A 22,080-nucleotide genomic window follows, 5' to 3' on the forward strand; every position below is an offset into this window, starting at 1 on the left:
ATATGATAAAAACATTAACAGCCCACACAGAAGAATTAGACGACGTTTCTTTAGCTGTGTCAGAAATCCTTGAGCAGCTTAATTTAGATAAAAATTTATTAAAAAACGCGGTGGGTTTTATAACCTGCCACTCCGACTTTGTGCAAACAGGCGTAGTGGATGAACTTTGTAAACAATTGCCCTTCAGCACCGTAGGGGCTACCACTCTTTCAACAGCGGTGCCCGATGAAATGGGCCAGCTTATGCTTGGCATAAGCGTGCTTACCAGTGATGACGTTTCATTTTCCGCCGCCGCTACAGAGTCACTTACACCAGACAATCTTTCAACCCAGATAGAAACCGCTTATAAGCGCGCGGCCGCAGTTTTACCCGGGCAGCCGTCTCTTATTATAACCTTCGCGCCGCTTGGCTTTAACATAGCCGGCGACCATGTGGTTGATATGCTGGACAAAGCCTCAAACCAAACGCCCATTTTTGGCACTTTGGCGGTGGACCATACTACTGATTATCATACAGCGCAAACAATTTTTAACGGCAAAACCTACCGTGACGCTCTGTCTCTGGTAGTGTTTTCCGGCCCGGTTAACCCGGCGTTTTCAATAGAATCTGTCTCGGACGAAAAAATATTGGGGCAAAAAGCTATTATCACGTCATCCCAAGGCAACATTTTGCAGGGTGTGAACGACGTGTCTGTTATAGAATATCTGCAATCCATAGGGTTGGCGCCAAATAAAAAAATTGACGGGCTTAACGTTATCCCGTTTATTTTAGATTTTAACGACGGCACCAAACCCGTGGCGCGCGCAATGTTCGCGTTAACGCCTGAAGGATACGCCGTATGCGGCGGCATTATGCCTGTAAACACCACCCTTGGCATAGGCTCAATAGACCATGACGAAGTAATTGCGACTACAAAAAAATCTATAACTAAAATTGCCCAGTCCAACCAGAACAACGGGTTAATTATATTTTCCTGCGTGGTGCGCAATATAGTTTTAGGTTTTGACGTTATGGCGGAAATGGAAACCGTGCGTGATATTCTTGGCGCTAAAACGCCTTATATTATGAGTTACTCCGGCGGCGAAATCTGCCCCGTACCGGGTGAAAACGGCAAACTTGTAAACCGCTTTCATAACGACACTATAATAACCTGTTCATTTTAACGGAGACCGTAATGCCGGAAGACGCCATAGATAAAGCCAAAATTCTAAAACAAACCGTACAGGCAGAGCTTTCCCCGTCCCAACAGGACGGCGGGCAGTTTGCCGAAGACGGAGAACTGGCCTCTTTACGTAAAGAAAACAAAAAACTGGCAAGACAGTTGTCAAACATGCAAAGCATTTTTGACCGCAACAAGCTTATTATAAGCGCGCAGTCTAACCTAAGCGCCGTTATAGCCGCTAACAGAACCAAACATGAAAAATACCTGGGCATGCTGCTGCAGTATTGCCCGGATATTATTATGCTTTTGGACCAACACGGCCGTTTTTCTTATTGTACGGATGAATTTCTTAAAGTATCCACAATACAAAGCTTCAGCCAAATTACCGCAAGAACTTACCGTGAAGTATTTGAGACCTTTGCGGACGATGATTTCATCTCCCGCATAGAGGCCGCGCTTAAAACCGCGTCTGAAACAAACACCTCCGTTTCTATAGATGAAGTTGTGGATATCAGCGGCGGCAATCCGCGCAGTTATACCATACAAATAGCGTCTATGCGTGACGATAAAGGGCAGGAAAGCGGGTCGCTTTTAATTTTTCATGATTTAACTGATCTTATAAAAGCCAAGCAAACGGCCGAGCAGGCAAACAATGCTAAATCTGATTTTTTAGCCACGGTATCACATGAAATACGCACGCCTATGAACGCCGTTATAGGCATAGCCGACATGATGAAAAAGACTGACCTTACTAAAGAACAGCAAGGCTATTTGCGTAATATTCAAAACTCCTCACAAATGCTGCTTAACTTAATTAATGATATTTTAGATTTTTCAAAAATAGAGGCCGGCAAGCTGGAACTTATTGAGGAATATTTTGATTTAAATAAATTTCTTTACCACTTTCAGTCTGTATTTCAGGTTATGTTCGCGCAAAAAGGCCTAAAGCTTGTTTGCGAGTTTGACGCCTCTCTCCCCCCGCCATACTGGGTGATGAAAAAAGAATAGGCCAGGTTATAACAAACCTGCTTAACAACGCCTATAAATACACTAATGAAGGCACGGTAACTTTCAGCGCCGCCATTGAAAAAGCCGGCGGGCAAATAGCTTTCTCTATTAAAGACACAGGCATAGGCATGAAGAAAGAGGACCTGCCGCGCCTTTTTACCGCGTTTGAACAATTTGATAAAGTTAAAAACAAAAAAGTTACAGGCACAGGCCTTGGCCTGGCCATAACCAAACGCCTGGCCGAACTTATGGGCGGCAACATAACCGTAACCAGCGAGTACGGCAAAGGCTCAGAGTTTACCATACATTTACCGCTTGCCTCAGGCAAAATTACAGACGTTCAAGAAGAAAATATTATTGATTACGAGTTTACCGCCACAAGAGCAAAAGTACTTCTGGTAGACGACATTGATATCAACCTTATGGTGGCGGAATCACTGCTGGAAGAATACGGCATACAGCCCGACACCGCGCTTAACGGCGTGGAAGCGCTTGAGCTGGTTAAGAAAAATGACTATGACCTTATTTTTATGGACCACATGATGCCCGAGATGGACGGCGTGGAAGCCACCAAAAACATACGCGCCATGGAGGGTAAAAAAGCTTTTACCCCCGTTGTCGCGCTTACAGCCAACGCTGTCAGCGGCGCGGAAGATATGTTTTTGGCCAGCGGGTTTAACGGTTTTCTTTCCAAACCTATAGATAAATCAGCTCTTGCCGCCTGCCTGGTAAAATGGCTGCCGCAAAGCGCCATAACCTATCTTAAAAGGTAAGGGAGTTTTATGCTCCCGCCTAAAAAAACCAAAAACTTTAACCAACGTGTTTATGATATTGTGCGCCAAATACCTTTTGGCCATGTGCTAAGTTACGGCAATGTGGCGCATTTGGCGGGCAATTACCGGGCGTCGCGCGCCGTAGGTTACGCGCTTGCCGCCTGCCCCGGCGACGTGCCCGCGCACAGAGTACTTTTTAAAGACGGCACGCTAAGCCGCGCTTTTATAGTAAACGGTAAAAACCGCCAATATACACTGCTGCGTAAAGAGAGCGTGACCTTTACCAAAGAAAAAAAGGTAAAAATGGCCCGCCACACCTGGCCCGCGCGTGAACTTGAAGAACAGGCTTTTATAAATTACGGCATGTAAAAATAGGTCTTTTTTCTATCCCGCCTATAAAAAAGAAAATCATATAATAATCTAATGAGCACTAACGATACCCCATCACCACAAGAGACAACCTCTATTAAAGAAGAACTTAAAATAATATTTTCTTCCTCCAGAGCATTCTGGCTTGTTAACTTAGTTAACTTTAGCGACGGCATAGCCTACTTTGGCATACTTACGCTGATGACGCTGTTTTTAGGCGGCACCGTTGGCATGGGCGACGCTATGGCCGGGGTAAGCGTGTCCACGTTTACGGGCCTGGTAACACTGTTTATGTTTGGCGGCGGCTTTGTAACCGATAAATACGGCGTAAGAAAAGCGCTTGCCATCGCGCTAACGCTGCTTTTTACAGGCAGAATAATACTAAGCCTTTCCGCGCTGCCCGCCGGCATGGGTATACCACAGCTTGGTTTTGTTACTTCTTGGATAGCCATATTTATAATGGCGTTAGGTTCTGGCATTTTACAGCCCGCGCTCTACGCCGGCGCAAAAGAATACGCCAACCCAAAAGTGTCCGCAATAGCGTTCAGTTTAATTTACGCCATTATGAACCTGGGCATAGTGTGCGAGCACTTTATATCCCCGTTTATCCGTACCAACGCGCCGTTTATAGGTAATGTGCAGGGGCTTGGCTGGGGCATAATGGGCGTGTATTTGGTGTGCACTTCTATCACGGGCCTGGTGCTGCTGGCGCACATGTCTTTGTTCACTAAAAAAATAGAAAGCAAATACCGTCTGGCCGTTGAAAGCGACGAGGCCGGCAAAAACATTACCTGGAAAGAACGCTTTGCCAGAATGCCTTTTAAAGATTTGCGTTTTATGTGCTTTTTACTTTTGCTTATGCCTGTGCACACATTGTTCGCGCACCAGTTTTTAACTATACCGGACTATGTGTTCCGCATGTTCCCGCAGGAAGTGGCCGATAAATTTGAATGGATAAGCGGCCTTAACCCGTTTATCATAGTTATTTTCGTGCCCACAATCGCGCTGTTCACACGCAAGATAAATGTTATGAAAATGATTATAGCGGGTACCACGCTGTCCGCGCTTACAACATTTTTGCTGGTAAGTTCTTCCCCCAGTCTGGCCGCGCTGCTTACGTATGTAGTTATATTTTCTCTTGGCGAGGCTTCGTGGTCATCTAGATACTACGAGCATATTTCAGAACTTGCCCCCGTGGGGCAGGTGGGCGCGTATATGGGGCTGGCGGGGATACCGTGGTTTTTAGCCAAGTTTACAACAGGCCTTTACTCCGGCACCATGCTAACGCATTTCCTGCCTAAAGACGGCCCGCAAGACCCAGCCACAATGTGGCTGGTATACGCAATAATAGCGTGTATAACGCCCATCGGCCTGATGCTTACAAAAAATTGGATTGAAAATAAAAAGAAACATTTGTAATTATAGAAGAAAATTTTCACAAGAGTTTGAGTGGATTTTTGTTTTTCTTTGCGCGAACAGGTTACTTAAGGCGAAGCGTACGGTGAGTGTAAAGAAAAACAAAAATCCGCCAAAATCCGAAGAAAATTTATACCGCTGATGAAACCCAAGCGAACGCAGAGAGCGCTATAATTGGAACGCGAAGCGCAAAAAATGTGCGCAGCACATTGGTTTTTATCTTCTAACCATTTTAATATGTAAAATATTATCTTCCAGGTACAGTCCGCTTTCTTGTTTAAACCCGCATGACTCATATAACCTTTGCAGCCTGTGCTGGCCGCTTATTTCAACAATATCGGTTTTATAAATATCTTTAACCGCTTTAAAAGCTTTTTGTATAAGTACCGGGGACAGGCCTTTACCACGGTATTTTGGCGCCACTATTACTCTGCCCATAGTAGCGTTTTCAAAATAATCCCCCGGCTTAAATACGCGGCAGTAGGCAACAACATCGCCCTCAAATATGCCGTATACGTGACAGGCTTTTTGGTCTTTATCATCCAAATCCTGGTAAGGGCAGTTTTGTTCAACAACAAAAACCTCCGCCCTAAGCCTTAAAATAGCGTAAAGAGTTTTTATATCCAGCTCATCAAACTGCGAAGCATGCCAAACAATTTTATTTTCCATACCTATATTTTATCATAAGTGCCGTTATATGCCGCTTATTCCGTTAATAAGCGCCGTCATATTAAGGGGCCCCAAAGATTTGAGTGGCTTTTACATTTTTCTTGCTTTCAGCACACTTGCGCGAGGAGCCCAAAGGGCGGACGGGGTGTGTTGAAAGCAAGAAAAATGTAAAAGCCGCCAAAGATTTGGGGAAACATAAAAATACTCCACAGTGTTAACTGTGGAGTATTTTTATGTTTAAACTTATAAGCTTGCTAAATAATCTTGCAGCTTTGGCTTTATTACGCTAACCTTAGGGCCATATACAATCTGCACTGCCTGGCCGCTTAAAAGCACGCCTAACGCGCCGGACTGCTTAAGAATATCTTTGTTAACTTTAGACGGGTCTTTAACATTAAGTCTTAATCTTGTGGCGCAACAGTCCACGTTCTCAATGTTGTCTTTTCCGCCTAACCCCTCTGTGATAAGGGCGGATTGGGAATCCTCTGTTTTAGCGACGGGCGCGGCGGCGGGCCCAGCTTCACCGGTTTGCTCAGCGGCGGCTGTTTTTGCCTTATAATCCGCTTTGGTGTAAAGCTTGGTTTCCTGCTCGTCAGCTTCACGGCCGGGGGTCATAAGGTTCCATTTCTGTATGGCGAATTTAAAGAAGAAATAGTAGCCCACAGAGTATACCGCAAATATAGGCATTAAGCGCAGCCAGCCTGTTTTAGCGTTGCCCTGCAATATGCCGTACAAGGTAAGGTCTATCAAACCGCAGGAAAACGTGGTGCCAATTGCAATATCAAGCACATGCGTAAGCACAAATGATATACCCGCAAACACGCAGTGCACAACAAACAGTAACGGCGCGATGAACAGGAACGTAAACTCAATAGGTTCCGTAATACCTGTAATAAAAGATGTTAAAGCGGCAGAGAATAAAAGACCGCCGACAATTTTCTTTTTCTCAGGTCTCGCCATTTTATACATAGCAAGCGCGGCGCCCGGTAAACCCGCCATCATGATAGAGTATTTACCGCTCATAAACCTGGCCGCTTCTACTGAGAAATGCTGCACGTTATGCGAAGCTAACTGCGCGAAGAAAATATTTTGCGCGCCATACACCGTCACGCCGTCCACTATTTCCGAGCCGCCCAAACCTGTCTGCCAGAACGGCATGTAAAAAACGTGGTGCAAGCCAAACGGTATTAAAGCGCGTTCCATAAAACCGAATATAAACGTGCCTACGTAGCCTGATTTTACCACAAGCGCACCGCTTTTTAAAATAATTAACTGTATAAAAGGCCACAGTTTAAAAAGTATGGCGCCCACTATGATAAAAGTAAATGTACAAATAATAGGCACAAACCTTACGCCGCCAAAAAATGACAACACCGTAGGAAGGTCTATTTTATAAAACCTGTTATGCAAATAACCCACGCCAAGGCCCACTATAATACCGCCAAACACACCCATCTCAAGCGTTTGTATGCCAAGCGCCGTGGTAAGCGTGCCTGCAACAACATGCGGGGCGACAGAGCCGTCGGCAAGTATCTGGCCGGAGAACAGCAGCAAGCACTTAATGGTTGTGTGCATGATAATAAAAGAAAGCGCGGCGGAAAGCACGGCCACGGCCTTTTCTTCTTTAGCCATACCAAGCGCGACCGCCATGGCAAATAAAAGCGGTAAGTTGGCAAATACCACGCCGCCTACGGAACTCATAAGCTGGAACGTGTAGTTAAGTATTGTGCCGTCGCCCATAATGCCCGCCAGGCCGTACTGCTCTACGGTGGACAGGTTAGAAAATGACGCGCCTATCCCCAGCAGTAAACCTGCCACGGGTAATATTGATATGGGTAATAAAAATGAACTGCCTATTTTTTGGACAACTGTAAATATCTTGTTAGTTTTCTGCGGGCCGGACATGTTACTGCCTCCAGTACTGCGGTAAATTACGCAACACTGTAGTTTTATCATATAAAGAGGGGTTAGTAAATAGAGTAATTTACTATAGGCGGACTTGTTTTTTTACACGGCGAAACATTAGCGTCTGCATAACACCGCGCGCGGCCAGGTAACATATAAAAGCCAGCCATAACGCGTTGTTGCCCATATACGGTGAAAGCAGATAAAAAAGTATAAAAAACAACGCGACAGCGGCAAACATAGCGTTACGCATTTGGCGCGACGCAGTTATGCCCACAAATATTCCGTCCCACAAAAACGCGGCGAACCCGGCCAGCGGTATAAAAACGGCCCACCAGCGGTATTGTTGCGCGGCGGCGATAATATTAACTTTATCTGTAAGCAAGGCAAGCACATTTGGCATAAACAAAGCGTATATTGCCGTGGCCACCAGCGTTACCCCGCCGCCCCACATAAAAATATATTTTATAACTGTATTAAACCCGGCCTTATCACGCGCGCCAAAATATTTGCCGGCCAGCGCCTCGGCCGCGTAGGCAAAGCCGTCCATCATAAAACTAAACAACATAAAAAACTGCATAAGCAGGCTGTTAGCCGCCAGCGTCATATCCCCCATAGCGGCCGAGGCTGAGGTAAAAAACACCGTCACAAGTATAAGCCCCAAACTTCTTAAAAATATATTTGTGTTAACCTTAAAAAACGGTTTAAAGTCCGCCAGGTTTTTAATGAAATGCGAGGAAAGGTACTGTTTAAGATGAGAATACTTTTTGTTCCAGAGTATCACGGTAAGGGCAAAGCCGCACACCTGCGCCAGCGCCGTACCCAGCGCCAGCCCCCGCAGCTGCATATTAAAAACAAATACAAAAATAACGCTGAGTAAAATATTTATAAGATTGGTTGTTATCGCCACAAACATAGGCGTTTTAGCGTCCTGCATGCCAATATACCAGCCCGTCATAGCGTAAGTACCCAGCACAAAGGGCGCGGCCCATATGTAAACATGAAAATACTGGGCGGCGTAGGCCTGCGTTTGCGGCGTAGCCTTGATAAACAAAAACGCCAACCATAAAAGCAGCGGCTGCAGCATAATTATAATAAGGCCCGCTACAAAAGCTACCAACAGCGAACGCAGCAAAATATTAACGGTTTCTTTTTTATTATCCGCCCCGTACGCCTGCGCCGTAAACCCGCTTGTACCCATACGCAGAAAGCTGAAATTCCAATAAATAAAATTAAAAATCATAGCAGCCACAGCAACGGCGCCTATGTAAAGTTCAGACTCCAAATGCCCGGCTATAGCGCTGTCTACCATGCCTAAAAGCGGTATGGTGACATTGGTAATAATATTGGGAATGGCAAGGTTTAATATTTGTCTGTTCATCATTTAAATTTTAACATTTATGGAAATTTTCATAGATAGCTTCCCTCTCCCCTCTTTTGCGGGAGAGGTGGTGCGCGCAGCGAACCGGTGAGGGGGTATGTGCCGTAAATTTTAAAATAAATTTTATCTTTACTATTAACACTATAGCCACCCTCACCTGCTTTTATTTAGCTTTACAGCTAAATAAAAACTTCCTCTCCCATCCGAGAAGGGAGAGGAAATAATTTATAATGTTAACTTTAGAATAATCCCTTTACCACACCGTCGGCGCTGATGTCTATCTTCTCAGCGGCGGGCGCTTTGGGCAGGCCGGGCATTGTCATAATATTGCCTGTCAGCATTACTACAAAGCCGGCGCCGGCAGATATCCTGGCCTCGCGCACTTCTATAGTAAAGTGCGAGGGGCGGCCGTAAAGCTTAGCGTCGTCGGAAAACGAGTACTGCGTTTTGGCTATACATACGGGTAAATGGCCAAGACCCATGCTCTCGTATTTCTTAATGGCGTCTTGCGCTTTCTTTTCAAAAAACACGTCTTTAGCGCCGTAAATCTGCGTGGCTATTTTTTCCACTTTCTTTTCTAAAGAGTCTTCCAGGTCGTAGATAAAACTAAACTGCGTATTGTTAGCCTCCACAATCTCTACAACTTTTTTTGCCAGGTCTATGGCGCCTTCGCCGCCTTTGGCCCAGACATTAGAAAGCTGCACAGGCACACCCAGTTTGGCGCAGCTGTTAAGCACGGCGTCAATTTCCTCTTTGGTATCCTGCGTGAAAATATTTATGGCTACTACCGGGGGCACGCCAAATTTTTTAACGTTTTCAACATGCTTTTCAAGATTGGCCAGGCCGCGCACCACAGCATCAGTATCGGGCATGGAAAGCGCGTCTTTAGGCATACCGCCGTGCATTTTTAAAGCACGCACAGTGGCCACAATAACAGCAGCCTTGGGCTTTAAACCTGCGTAGCGGCACTTGATATCAAAAAACTTTTCCGCGCCCAAATCCGCGCCGAAACCCGCCTCGGTCACCACATAATCAGCCAGCTTTAAGGCCGCTTTAGTAGCGGTAACGCTGTTGCAGCCGTGCGCTATATTGGCAAACGGGCCGCCGTGCACAATGGCCGGTGTGTTGGCAAGCGTTTGCACCAGGTTGGGCTTAATAGCGTCTTTTAAAAGCACCGCCATAGCGCCCGATGCGTTTAACATACCCGCAGTCACGGCGTCGCCGGAAAAATCGTAAGCGACTATAATTTTAGAAAGCCTGTCTTTTAAATCCTCCAGCCCCTCGGCCAGGCAGAGTATCGCCATAACTTCAGAGGCTACGGTAATATCGAAACTGTCTTCCCTTGGAAACCCGTTTGGCTTACCGCCAAGCGCGGCCACAATGCTGCGCAGCGCGCGGTCGTTCATGTCCATAACACGGTGCCACATAACTGTTCTTACGTCTATACCAAGCGTATTGCCCTGGTGTATGTGGTTGTCCAGCATGGCCGAAAGCAAATTGTTGGCGGCCGTTATGGCGTGCATGTCGCCGGTAAAGTGCAGGTTAATATCTTCCATAGGCACTACCTGGGCGTACCCCCCGCCCGCGGCGCCGCCTTTCATGCCCATGCACGGGCCCATGGAAGGTTCGCGCAAAGCTACAACGGTTTTTTTGCCTATCAGCATAAGAGCGTCGGCCAACCCTACAGTAGTGGTTGACTTGCCCTCTCCCGCCGATGTCGGCGTAATGGCGGTAACCAGTACCAGGTTGCCGTCGGGGTTACTCTCAATTTTCTTTAGAAAGTCCAAAGATATTTTTGCTTTGTATTTGCCGTAAAGTTCAAGGTCGTCTTCTTTAATGCCCAGGCCGCCAGCAACCTTGGTTATGGGCTGCATTTTGGCGGCCTGCGCTATTTCAATATCGGTAAGCATAAGTTTACTTGGTGATACCGTGTTTAACTCTCTGGCATTCTTCTGATTTTTTGGCGTCGTTCCATTTATCCATGGTGCCTACCAAATAACCTGTAATACGTCTTATACGTTCAAAGCCTACCCCTTTGCCGCGTAATGATTGTTCTGTTGTGTTTTCCATATATATCTCCTTAGGTACTTCTAAATTTTATTTAAATGCGCTGTGCGAAGCTTCCTCGCCTTCGCGCCTGCCGCAGCGGGGGCAGACGTCGTTAATAATACCCACGTAGCCGCAAACAGGGTCGCGGTCCACAGGGTGGTTGATAGAGCCGTAGCCTATGCCCTTATCATGCATATAGCGTATGACTGACATAAAAGCCTCAAGGTTGCTGAGCGGGTCGCCGTTCATTTCCACATATGTTATGTGGCCGGCGGGCGTAAGGGCGTGGTACGGCGCTTCTTTGTTAATTTTTTCAAAGGCGGAAATTTCGTAATATACGGGCACGTGGAAAGAGTTGGTATAATACTCTCTATCCGTCACGCCTTCGATATTACCGTACTTTTTCCTGTCAATTTTTATGAATCTGCCGGACAAGCCTTCCGCCGGTGTGGCAAGCAGGGTAAAGTTCATCCCCGTTTCGGCCGCTTTGCGTTTGCAAAAGTTGTCCATGTGTTTAATAATGGCAAGGCCCTTTTCCTGCATTTCATCGCTTTGGCCATGGTGCTTGCCAAAGAGTGAAACTAAGGTTTCCGCCAGGCCTATAAAACCTATTGAAAGCGTACCGTGTTTTAAAACTTCTCTTATTTCATCGTCGGGGTTAAGCTTGTCGCTGTCCATCCACACGCCCTCACCCATAAGGAACGGGTAGTTGCGTACAGTTTTTTTGGCCTGTATTTCAAACCTGTCCATAAGCTGCTGGGCAACCAGGTCAAGTATGCTGTCTAAAGATTTATAAAAAGCTTTCTCATCGCCTTTAGCTTCTATGGCCAAACGGGGCAAGTTAATAGAAGTAAAAGATAAATTGCCGCGGCCATAAGTGGTTTGCTTATTTTTATCGTGCACATTGGCGATAACTCTTGTGCGGCAACCCATAGTGGCAACTTCTGTCTTAGGGTCGCCCTCTTTATAAAACTGCAGGTTAAACGGCGCGTCAAGATTGCTAAAGTTGGGGAACAAACGCTTTGCGCTGCAGCGGCAGGCGGCCTCAAACAAATCATAGTTAGGGTCCTGCTTATCATAGTTAACGCCCTTTTTAAGCTTGAAAATCTGAATAGGGAAAATAGGCGTCTCGCCTTTGCCAAGGCCCGCTTCCGTAGCCAGCAAAATATTTTTGATAACCAGGCGGCCTTCGGGCGAGGTATCGGTGCCGTAGTTAATAGAAGAAAACGGCGTCTGCGCCCCGGCGCGGGAGTGCATGGAGTTAAGGTTATGCACCACAGACTCCATAGCTTGGTACGTGCGCTTGTCTATTTCTTCCTCAGAAGTTGAAAGCGTAAAATCTAATACTTTACGCGCTGTATCGGCGTCTGTAAGCGCGGCAATTTTGTTAAGTAAGACGGCCTCGTACTTTTCGCTTTTGGTCATGGAAAGTTTAACGCCGCTTTCTGCTTCCGCAGCCGCTACAATTTCTTTGGCAACGTCTTTGGTTACGCTTACGGCGGGGGCTAAAATTTTAATACCTTTATATATATTGTCTGTAAAAATACGTTTGTAACTTTTGGCAACGCCTTTGGCAAGCGCGTAGTCAAAGTTTGGTATGCTTTGCCCGCCGTGCTGGTCGTTCTGGTTTGATTGAATAGCAATGCACGCAAGCGCGGCGTAGCTAAGTATATCCTGTGGCTCTCTAAGGTGGCCGTGGCCGGTGTTAAAACCGCCTGTAAATAGTTTGTCCACGTCAATCTGGCAGCAGGTTGTGGTTAAAGAATAAAAATCAAAATCATGAATATGTATCCAGCCCTCTTCATACGCTTTGGCCTGCTCCTCGGTAAGAAGATACGCTTTATTATATGACTTGGCGGCGGCGGAACCAAGCTGCAGCATGCTGCCCATGGCGGTGTTGCCGTCAACGTTGGCGTTGTCCCTTTTAAGATTGGAGTTTCTGGCGTCGGCATTTGTAATCTCGTCGCATTCCTGCATGAGGGCGGTGTTGGAGTCTCTTACTCTGGTGCGTTTTGCTCTGTAAAGAATGTAACGTTTGGCGGCGTCTTCAAAACCGTTGTGCATGAGCACGCGTTCCACTTCGTCCTGCACGTCTTCAATAAAAAAGTTTTCTTTGTCTGCCTTAGATAAATTTGTACCCACTTCGTTGGCCAGGCGCGCGGCCGCGGCGGCGTCGTCCGTACCGGCGGCGGTGAGTGCTTTTAAAATAGCGTTTGCAATTTTGGCTTCGTCATATAATACTACCCTGCCGTCTCTTTTGGTAATGGTTCTTACTTTTGTTGCCATCATATAATATACTCCTTAAAAGTTTTCTACTGTTACTACGCGGCCCGCCAGGCGGGTGGCCTTCATATCAATAATACGCTGGTTTTTGGACCCGCGGAATTTTAGGGTAAGGCTTTTTTGTTTGATTAAAAACGGGCCGTCTATAAGATAGTCCGTCTCATCAAGCAATTTTTGCCAGCCGTTTTCTTTACTTGCCCCTGCCACAAGGTATTCATATACATAACCTGTATACGTAACAACATCCTTACCCAGACCATGCGCCATTTTGGCAAGTTTAGACGCCACTTCCGCCTGAATAAAAGGTTCCCCGCCGCTAAGCGTAATGCCGCGCAGCAGAGGGTTCTTTTGGAAAGAGGTAAACAACTGGTTAATATTAACCAGCGTACCGCCGTCAAGCGAATGTGTTTGGGGGTTGTGGCAACCGGGGCAGCTGTGCGGGCAGCCCTGGGTAAAAACCGTAAAACGGTACCCCGGGCCATCTACTACAGATTCCTCAATAATTCCGGAAACCAACACAAAGTCTTCTTTCATATTACCCCGTCAACTTCATTTACAACACGCTTATTACCCCGCTGACCAGTAAGCGTTTTTACTATTTTTACATAAAAAAAGCAAAAAAGCAAATCACGAGGAGAAATTTATTTTTTTAACGCTTAAAATTAAGCTTTACCGTCTAAGAATTTTAATTTATTATCACTTTTTATTAGTTTTAAAAATTGTAATTTTACGCGCAAAACTGTAACTTTATTTGTTACATGTCTTAACTCATTTTAATTTTGCTTAAATAATAAGCAAAAACATTGACAAAACTTTAATATGTAACTATAATAATTACAGGTTAACACTATGAAAACAAACACACGCTTTACCGTAGCACTACATATTTTAGCTTTTTTGGCGCTTAATAAAAAGGAGGCCAACACCTCTAAAACCATAGCCAAAAGCGTTAACACAAACCCGGTTGTGGTACGCAAAATGCTCTCGCAGCTTAAGAAGGCAGGGCTGGTTGAAATACGCCCCGGCGCGCGCGGCATAGCGTTAACACGCACACCGTTAACAATATCTCTCTTAGAAGTATATCAAGCGGTAAAAACGCCAGCGGACACACTGTTTCCCACGCACAAAAATACAAGCGCCGCCTGCTTTATAGGCGCCAATATACACTCCGCCCTCCACGCTCCTTTGCAGGACGCGGCCTCGTCGGCTGAGAAAACTTTAGCCAAATATTCTCTAAAGGATATAACCAGGCCCATAACCAAAAAAGAAATGCTTATGGTAAGCCCGTTTATAAGGCAGTAGCTACTTTTGCCCGCCGTTAATACCGCGCAGCACGTTAACCTGCGGGGTAAGAATCTCTATATTCTCTCTGTTAAACACATCTTGTATATTAGAATACAGTGCGGAATATGTTTTGGGTATGCGTGAGGGTTCTTCTGTGTAAATGTTAAGTTCGTACCTTACGGCAAAATTTTCAAGCTCCGTCTGTAAAACAAAAGGCGGCGGCGTTTGCGCTGCGCCTTCTGACTTGGCGGCCGCCTCTAAAAGCAGTTTTTGCACAAGCCTCCAGTCAACATCATAACCTATGGTAACGTCTACATGTAATATAAGGCCGCCTGTTTTGGCGGAGTTGCTGTAATTAATAGTGTCCGAAGTCATTACCTTAGAATTTGGTATTGTTACCACTTCATTTTTGTAGGTTCTTATGCGGGTGACAAGAGTGTTTTTTTCAACAACTTCACCCGTCACATCACCCATTTTAATATAGTCGCCTTCTTTAAACGGGCTCATATAAGTAATAACCAGGCCTGACATTATATTGCTGATAAGCGACGTTGACCCCAGTGAAAGTAATACGCCCAAAAATACAGAAACGCCTTTAAACGCGTCCGACCCGGACCCCGGTAAATGCGGAAAAATTAATATAAAAACAAACACCGCCATTATAATGCGTGCTATATGGTAAGTGGGTAAAGCCCAATCAGGGTGAAAACCCATAAGTTTTATTTTACCCTCGGCCGTTTTTTTAGCTAAATTACGCAGCAATTTAAGCAACAGCGCAAACGCCACCACTATAAATATAATATCAAGAAGGTCTGGTATATAATGGTAAAAAGCCAACGCGCCTTTTTTAACGGGAATCAAAAGGTACTCTATACAGGCGGCGGCAAAATGGCGCGTTTGCGGCAGCAGTTCAAGCACAATAAGAGCGCCGGCGTAAAATACTGTGATAATTAAAACATACTTAAGCGCGGTAAGCATGTAAATAAAAAACGTCCTGCTGCTGCGGGAATCTATAATATTGTTAAGCAAAGCGTTTTGTGCGGACTGTTTGGCAATAATATAATCTTTAAGCCTAGAGGCCCCTTTGCATATGCCCCATATAGCCAACAGCATTAACACAAACACCACGCCGCCCATAACATATTTTCTTACCCGGTGTGTTGACTGCAGCGCGGCCTGCTCTTCCCGCACGGCGCTTAGTATAACGTCGCGGTATTTTCTGGCCAGATCAGCTTTATGCAAGCCCTCTATCTGCCCCTGGTAGTCCGTTATGCCGGCTATTACTTTACCGCGGTAGATTATTGTTTCAACATCGTCTTGCTGAGTTATTTTAAGGTCTTGGGGGTCGAACAAAACGTCCCCGGCCAAAGCCTGAATATTAGCCTCCACCACTTCCGCGCGGGTGCGGGAATCCACAGCGCCTATACCGCCGTAAATATTAAATAATGTTTTGCCAAACGGCGCCACGCCCGCGCCATGTACGGTGCCGCTCTCCTGGGCAAATGAAAGCCCGGCAAACAAAATAAAAACAAAACATAAAAATATTTTTTTCATAAATCCCCTTAGTAAAGCTTAAAAGATATTGTATTTTATTTTAACGGAAATATTAAATCGAACGCTACGCCGTGGCCGCCGTCCAAATTGCGCGCCTGCGCGCGGCCGCCGTGCAGCTTCATAATAGATTTTACTATAGACAGCCCCAGCCCGCTGCCTTGGTAATCCTCGCCGTTTCCGCGCGAATAGTCCGCCTTATAAAACCTGTCAAATAAGTTTTCTATATGTTCGGGCGCTATGGCGGGGCCATCGTTTGTAATAGATATTATAAAGTTATCTTCTGCGCTGCGGCTGCCGATATCTATATGCCCCCCGTCGCCTACATACTGCATGGCGTTGCCCACAATATTTACTAAGGCTCTGGAAAGCATTTGCTCATCCGCGTTTATAATGCCGGAGACAGAGGACGTGTTGATATCAACATGCTTTTCTTCAGCCACTATTTGAAAGAACTCTTTTACTCTGGCGGCCAGCGCGGCGGTGTCAACCGCTTGGGTGGTGATGGCAGTCTTGCGGTCTTCCGCGCGGGCTATAAAAAGTATGTTTTCCACAATTCTGTTTAAACGCTCCGCGCCGTCAAGCACGGACTCTAAACTTTCAGTATATTCCTGCGGAGTTCTGTCTTTGGAAAGGGTTACCTCCACCGCTATTTTTAGCTGGTGGATAGGCGTTCTTAACTCATGCGCCAAGTCTGAGGAAAACTGGTTAAGGCGCACAAAGTTGTCCTCCAAACGGTTTAACATTTTGTCAAAGGAGTTTACTATCGGGCGCAGCTCTCTGGGCCAGTCGGCCGCGTTAAGGCGCCTGTGCAGGTCAGAAGCGTCGATAGTGTTAATATAACCGCTTATTTGGCTGACAGGCCTTAACGTTGCTTTAGAAAACACAAAACTCAGGCCTGATATAGCTAAACTTACCGCCACTGAAATCCAAAAAAGCACCATTTTAAGCGACTTTATTTTAGCGTACCCCTCGTCCAAATCTCTGGCCACCAAAATATAACCAAACACTCCCCCCTCTATATACACGGTAGACCTTGCCAGCAGGTACGGGTTGCAGTTTTCATCAGTCCAAAATACGCCTGGTGAGTCCTCTGGCAGAACCTCCATAAACTGCGTATACGGCACCGATAATGTTTGGCTAGTGTCTATAATACTATGGTCGCTGTATAAAAGCATGGTCTCATAATTTCTGTTATTAAGGCCGCTTTCCAACCATTTGTATAAAAGTTCGTCTTCTTCGGGGGTGGTAATTTCGTACAGTTCATTCATAAGAACGTTAAGTTCTGTTATGTAGGACTTCATTTGTGAGAAAAGTTCTTTTTTATAATTAGCCGCGTTGGCGTGCAAAATTACAAACAGCATTATTATAAGCGTAAAAAGTGATATTAAAAAAGTGGAAAGCGCCAAACGCCAGGATAACGGCAAGGTTTTTTCTTCAACGGAGAACATAGCCTATACCCCTTATGGTGTGAATAAGCTTACGGTCAAAGCCGTCGTCTACTTTTGTTCTTAGTCTCTTGACTGCTACGTCAACGGTATTTGTGTCGCTCTCAAAATTTATATCCCACACACGCTCTGAAATATAGGTTCTGCTAAGTACTTCCTCTTTATGCGAGGCAAGCAGCCATAAAAGGCTGAATTCCTTTTTAGTTAAATCTATAGTTTTGCCGCCGCGTGTAACGGTGTGCCTGATAGAGTCTATATTAAGGTCTTCTATAACAAGCGTGGGCTGCGGCGCGCGGGACGCGGCCCGCCTGGTAATGGCGTTAAGCCTGGCAAGAAGTTCAGAGAACGCGAACGGCTTTACTAAATAATCGTCCGCCCCGCTGGCAAGCCCGGCAACCTTATCTTCCACGGTGTCTTTAGCGGTAAGCATAAGAACAGGCGTCGCTTTATTGGAAGCGCGGAAGGTTTTAAGCAGTGTTACGCCGTCTATTTTGGGCAGCATTATGTCTAAAATTATACAGTCAAAGTCCTCACTTATCATGGTGTCAAGCGCGGCAGCGCCGTCGGCCACGGTTTTGGCGTTTATGCCCGCCTCTTTCAAACCTTTTACAATAAAAGAGGCCGTTGGGCAGTGGTCTTCAACAAGAAGTATTTTCATATATTCCATTTAACTATTTTCCCGCCTAAAAGGCAAATAAGATTACCCCGGGCATTGCAGGGGGATTTTACGCTGTTATAAGTGCCGCTGCTAAAGTGAATTTCAGCTTTATATTAAAATGTCCCCCGCGCTAGAGTGAACGCGGGGGACGTGTAGTCTTAACTTTATCTTCAAGGAGATATCGTATTAAAAAGAAGAAAAGTTAGTTCTTTATATTGATAGTATAGAAATATTGGCCGCTCAGAATTATTTCAAAAAGATTACATTTTTGTAATAAAACACACCCCCGTGATAAGCGGGGGTGTGTTTGGCTTGGATAAAATTATTTTTACAAAACAACCGTAAAACGCAGTGAGGACACAAACACCCAGCTGTCACTGCCGCTAAGCCCCGCACGCGGGAAAACTTGTAAGTCCGGCGTTATTATAAGGCGCTCTATTGGGGCAAAGTTCCACTGAACCTCGGCCACGGTTTCGCCTGTTCTATAATAGGCGTCTTCTTCCATATTCGCCCTTTCCAGCCTGTTGTAAGAAGCGCCCAAGACAATAGAGTCAAACTCACTTCTGTTAAGCGGGTCTTTATAAGCCATGCCAAGCATAAAACTATTTTTTATTTGCGCCGGAGTATTTTTTGTGCCCGCCGCGCGGCCAAAAACAACTATTTTATCAGACAAGCTTTGCTCCGCGTTTAAAGACCAGCCCGCGCTGTACTGCTCCTGCTCTTCTACCGAAGGCTGGTAATAAGTAAGAAAAGAATATTTATATCTATCATCTTTAGAGTAAGCTGCGTAAGCAAAGCCAAGATACTCGCCGGCAAAGGCGGTGTCGGCGTCCAACTGCTTGCCGCTCATATTATTAGCGTCCTGGTAACCCGCGCTAAACTCAATACCTTCAAACGGAGCAACCGTAACATACGCGCCCAATGAAGCCCACGGGTAAGTAGCCGCGGCATTTTGCGACATAGCGTAGTTTATTAAAGAAACCTGTTGGTCATTATTATAAGCGCCGCCGTCAAAATCAAACAGCGAGTATTGCCCAAACGTTACGCTCAGCCAGTCCATAGCCCCGGGTAAAGTATGTGAGTAAGTAAAACGGTAAAAGAGGTTAGAATTTTCTGAATAATCGTTAATATAACTGGCCACGCCAATACGCTCCTCCAAAGCGGCGGCGTCTGCGCCCCAATAGTGCACAAAAATATCGCTTAGCGCAAGCGTGCCGCTGCCTAAAGACCCGTCACGCAAAAAGTTCCATTCTAAATACGGAAAGTACATTGTCTGCCAAGCGGTTTGTTTGCCGCTTGGGGCGGCGCGCTGCGCCATATAGGATACGCTTGCGCCAAACATTATGCCATAATCGTTTTCAAGATTTTCTTTAAAGCCTGAATATTTTTCCAACAAGCCGGCGGTATTCCCCCCCGCGCCAAAAGCTGGCACGGAAAATAACGCCGCCAAAAACAAAACTAAAACTTTATTTAATTTAATCATAATGTTTATTTAAGTAAATATTGGGCAAGAACTTTTTTAACTTCCTCTATATTTATAGGTTTGCCTAAATGCGCGTTCATGCCTGCGGCAATACTCTTTTCAATATCATCACGGAAAACGTTTGCCGTCATGGCAACTATAGGCACGGTTTTGGCCTCGGACGCGGGCAGCGCCCTTATTTGGCGCGTAGCCTCGTACCCGTCAATGCCTGGCATATGAATATCCATAAATATCATGTCATAGGCGCCGGGGGCAAGCGCTACTTTATCCACAGCGTCTGTGCCGTTATCCGCGGTGTCAATTATAATACCCGTGTCTTCAAGAAGAGATATCACAATTTCCCTGTTAATTTCAATATCTTCCACCAGCAAAAGTTTTTTACCTTTAAAACTTGCCGTGGACGGCGCGGCTGGCTGCGCGGCGGCCGCCGCGCCTTCAGCCACTTTAGCCTTAAATACAAAACTAAATACAGACCCTTGGCCCGCGGCGGAATCCACCCAAATTTCCCCTTCCAGCATCTTTATAATGTGTTTAGATATAGCCAAACCTAACCCCGTGCCGCCAAACTTGCGCGATATACTGCTGTCCGCCTGTTGGAAAGACTGGAACAAAGCGCTCTGCTGTTCTTTGGCTATGCCTATACCGCTGTCACGCACCTCAACTTTAAGGGCAACTTTGCCCGCGCCGGCGCTTTGCTGGCTGACGTGTATGGAAATATTGCCGCCGTCTGGCGTAAACTTAACGGCGTTAGATAAAAGGTTAAAAACAACCTGGGAAAGGTGCTGCTCGTCCGATATTATATACGGCGCTATACCTTCGTCCAAATTAACGGTAAGGGTTTGTTTTTTCTCGTCCACTTTTACTTTTATAAGGTCTGTTACTTTAGCAATCATCCCGCTAAAATCAAACGCCGCAAAAGACAGCTCCAGCTTATTAGCCTCAATCTTAGACATATCAAGAATGTCATTTATAATACCTAAAAGGTGTGAGGAAGCGTTGTCTATTTTGCCAAAACAATAGTCTTTCTTTTCAATATCTTTGGCGTTTTTGCCTATGGCTGTCATACCCATAATAGCGTTGATAGGCGTTCTTATTTCATGGCTCATACGCGCCAGAAAATCACTTTTTGCGCGGCTGGCTTCCTCGGCTTTTTGTTTAGCTTTTTCAGATTCGGCCGTCATAAGGGTAAGAGCTTGGGTGCGTTCTTCAATTTTTTGTTCAAGCGTGTTAGAAAATTCTTGGCGTTCCTTAATATAATTTTTAAGCTGCACAATCATGGTTTTAAGAGAGCGCTGTAAAAGGAAAAGCTCGTTATGGGTATTTTCTTTACCGGTAAAATCACTGCCGAATTTTACATTATAGTTCCCTTTTGCCACATCATTAGCGGCGGCGGTAAGCTCCTTAAGTATACCCACTATATTTTTGGTGGAATAAAATACCCCCACAAACAACAGCCCGCCGGCTATTACAGCGGCCAAAATAATTGTCCACATAATTTTATTGGCGTTAGCGTACAAAATATCGGAAGACATTTCTAAATAGAGATAAGCCGGCTGCTGGGCATTGGGCAGGTCCAGCGGTTTTATATAAACAAGAGAAGGCTTACCCGTTAACGGGGAAATACCTTCAACAACAGAGTTTTTATTAGAGGCTATTATATTTAGAATACGTTCTTTATCGGCGCCGGCGTTAATAAATATTGATTTTTCGTCCTGGGACTCGTCCGGTGAATAGAGCACCTTTCCTTTTTGGGACAGCATCAATATTTCCCTTTCCCCGGTTATTCTAAAATCACTTATAACCCTGTAATAATGCCTGCGCATTATGTCCATACCTATTACGCCGACGATTTTGCCGTCTCTTTTGATAGGCGTGCTTATAGTAAAAACGTCCACATCCCCCTCGCCGTAATCATAAGAGCCCTCGTTGTCAAAATATATTTGCCCGCTTCTTAGCGGCCTGTAATACCAGTGCGCGCCCTTTTCGTCCGCCAGACGTTCTTCGGTATTATCCACAAAAGGTATAACTTTGCCGTCTTCTCTTATAAAATCCTGGGCAAAATATTCGTCGCCATATACGCCTTTCTCAAATATAAACCAGGCGTCGTAAATACCGTCGTCGGTATAAATAAATGTGTTTAGAATATTAGACGCTCTCGGCGCGGAACCCGGGTCCTGCGGGTCCAGCGCGGCAAGCGCGTCGGCGGCAAAAGAGATTAGCTCCGTAGTATTTGTTAAAGAATATTTTATGGATTTTGAAACAGAATCAGAAACTAAAACGGCGTTTTTTCTGGCGGTAGCGGCCGATTCGTTATGTAAAAGCGCTGTGGCAAAATAAGACAGAAGTATAAACGGTATTGTAAGTGAGAGTAAGCATGACACTAAAATAATTGTAAAAATTGTCCTATTTTTCAGTAAACGCATAATTTCATTTCCTTTATAACACAATTAATTAAATCATACAATAATAATCGGCAAAAAAGTATCAGTTTATTAAGCCTGTTTTGCGCTATATAAAAGGGTGTTTAATTTTCTTTTTTTACCCCGGCTATATAATTGTTTATATAATTGCTATTAACGGCACTAAAATATTTTGTGACATTTTCAACTTCCATGCGTAGTATTAGTGTAGAGCTGATATC

Annotated in this window: 16 protein-coding genes and 1 pseudogene; 6 read left to right on the top strand and 11 right to left on the bottom strand. The window is 45.4% G+C overall.

Going from position 1 to position 22,080, the window contains the following annotated elements:
- Positions 1–2 precede the first annotated feature (2 nt).
- Genes AAIR98_RS07790 through AAIR98_RS07810 form a run of 5 tightly spaced genes read left to right on the top strand, consistent with a single transcriptional unit; the run spans position 3 to position 4,731 of the window.
- The gene (locus tag AAIR98_RS07790) at positions 3–1,163 is read left to right on the top strand and encodes an FIST N-terminal domain-containing protein (RefSeq protein WP_423971629.1); all 1,161 of its coding nucleotides are present in this window, start codon (positions 3–5) and stop codon (positions 1,161–1,163) included.
- A gap of 11 nt (positions 1,164–1,174) precedes the next feature.
- Entirely contained in the window at positions 1,175–2,170 is a 996-nt protein-coding gene (locus AAIR98_RS07795; protein WP_423971630.1) for a histidine kinase dimerization/phospho-acceptor domain-containing protein, read from the top strand.
- Between the two features lie 17 nt (positions 2,171–2,187).
- Entirely contained in the window at positions 2,188–2,943 is a 756-nt protein-coding gene (locus AAIR98_RS07800) for an ATP-binding protein (protein ID WP_423972043.1), read from the top strand.
- Between the two features lie 9 nt (positions 2,944–2,952).
- A complete protein-coding gene (locus AAIR98_RS07805; RefSeq protein ID WP_423971631.1) occupies positions 2,953–3,312 on the top strand; it encodes an MGMT family protein in 360 nt (119 codons plus the stop codon).
- Between the two features lie 54 nt (positions 3,313–3,366).
- Positions 3,367–4,731 carry an MFS transporter gene (locus tag AAIR98_RS07810; RefSeq protein WP_423971632.1) on the top strand — a complete coding sequence of 455 codons (1,365 nt, stop codon included), beginning with the start codon at positions 3,367–3,369 and terminating at the stop codon, positions 4,729–4,731.
- A gap of 213 nt (positions 4,732–4,944) precedes the next feature.
- On the opposite strand, the gene AAIR98_RS07815 is transcribed toward AAIR98_RS07810, so the two are convergent.
- The 6 genes and pseudogenes from AAIR98_RS07815 to nrdG form a co-directional block, all read right to left on the bottom strand.
- Positions 4,945–5,397 carry a GNAT family N-acetyltransferase gene (locus AAIR98_RS07815; RefSeq protein ID WP_423971633.1) on the bottom strand — a complete coding sequence of 151 codons (453 nt, stop codon included), beginning with the start codon at positions 5,395–5,397 and terminating at the stop codon, positions 4,945–4,947.
- A 243-nt stretch (positions 5,398–5,640) separates the two neighbouring features.
- Positions 5,641–7,302 carry a PTS transporter subunit EIIC gene (locus tag AAIR98_RS07820; protein ID WP_481128623.1) on the bottom strand — a complete coding sequence of 554 codons (1,662 nt, stop codon included), beginning with the start codon at positions 7,300–7,302 and terminating at the stop codon, positions 5,641–5,643.
- An 82-nt stretch (positions 7,303–7,384) separates the two neighbouring features.
- A complete protein-coding gene (locus AAIR98_RS07825; RefSeq protein ID WP_423971635.1) occupies positions 7,385–8,683 on the bottom strand; it encodes an MATE family efflux transporter in 1,299 nt (432 codons plus the stop codon).
- A 239-nt stretch (positions 8,684–8,922) separates the two neighbouring features.
- A complete protein-coding gene (locus AAIR98_RS07830) occupies positions 8,923–10,593 on the bottom strand; it encodes a formate--tetrahydrofolate ligase (protein WP_423971636.1) in 1,671 nt (556 codons plus the stop codon).
- Positions 10,594–10,597: 4 nt separating this feature from the next.
- Positions 10,598–13,018 (bottom strand): annotated as a pseudogene (locus tag AAIR98_RS07835) (anaerobic ribonucleoside triphosphate reductase).
- Between the two features lie 15 nt (positions 13,019–13,033).
- Positions 13,034–13,549 (bottom strand): anaerobic ribonucleoside-triphosphate reductase activating protein, encoded by a 516-nt coding sequence (gene nrdG / locus AAIR98_RS07840; protein WP_423971637.1) that lies wholly within the window; start codon positions 13,547–13,549, stop codon positions 13,034–13,036.
- Positions 13,550–13,864: 315 nt separating this feature from the next.
- On the opposite strand from nrdG, the gene AAIR98_RS07845 reads away from it, so the two are divergent.
- The gene (locus AAIR98_RS07845; protein WP_423971638.1) at positions 13,865–14,317 is read left to right on the top strand and encodes an Rrf2 family transcriptional regulator; all 453 of its coding nucleotides are present in this window, start codon (positions 13,865–13,867) and stop codon (positions 14,315–14,317) included.
- Here AAIR98_RS07845 and AAIR98_RS07850 read toward each other — a convergent pair whose 3' ends face one another.
- The 5 genes from AAIR98_RS07850 to AAIR98_RS07870 form a co-directional block, all read right to left on the bottom strand.
- On the bottom strand, positions 14,318–15,853 hold the full coding sequence (locus tag AAIR98_RS07850) for a mechanosensitive ion channel family protein (RefSeq protein WP_423971639.1): 1,536 nt from the start codon (positions 15,851–15,853) through the stop codon (positions 14,318–14,320).
- Positions 15,854–15,888: 35 nt separating this feature from the next.
- Positions 15,889–17,301 (bottom strand): heavy metal sensor histidine kinase, encoded by a 1,413-nt coding sequence (locus tag AAIR98_RS07855; RefSeq protein WP_423971640.1) that lies wholly within the window; start codon positions 17,299–17,301, stop codon positions 15,889–15,891.
- On the bottom strand, positions 17,288–17,956 hold the full coding sequence (locus AAIR98_RS07860) for a heavy metal response regulator transcription factor (RefSeq protein ID WP_423971641.1): 669 nt from the start codon (positions 17,954–17,956) through the stop codon (positions 17,288–17,290). Before AAIR98_RS07860 ends, AAIR98_RS07855 begins: the two co-directional genes overlap by 14 nt.
- Before the next feature lie 328 nt (positions 17,957–18,284).
- Entirely contained in the window at positions 18,285–19,439 is a 1,155-nt protein-coding gene (locus tag AAIR98_RS07865; RefSeq protein WP_423971642.1) for a carbohydrate porin, read from the bottom strand.
- Positions 19,440–19,444: 5 nt separating this feature from the next.
- Positions 19,445–21,862, bottom strand: a complete 2,418-nt coding sequence (locus AAIR98_RS07870) for a hybrid sensor histidine kinase/response regulator (protein ID WP_423971643.1) — start codon at positions 21,860–21,862, stop codon at positions 19,445–19,447.
- Positions 21,863–22,080 lie beyond the last annotated feature (218 nt).

This window comes from Elusimicrobium simillimum (assembly GCF_049639735.1).
Classification (GTDB): Bacteria; Elusimicrobiota; Elusimicrobia; order Elusimicrobiales; family Elusimicrobiaceae; genus Elusimicrobium; species Elusimicrobium simillimum.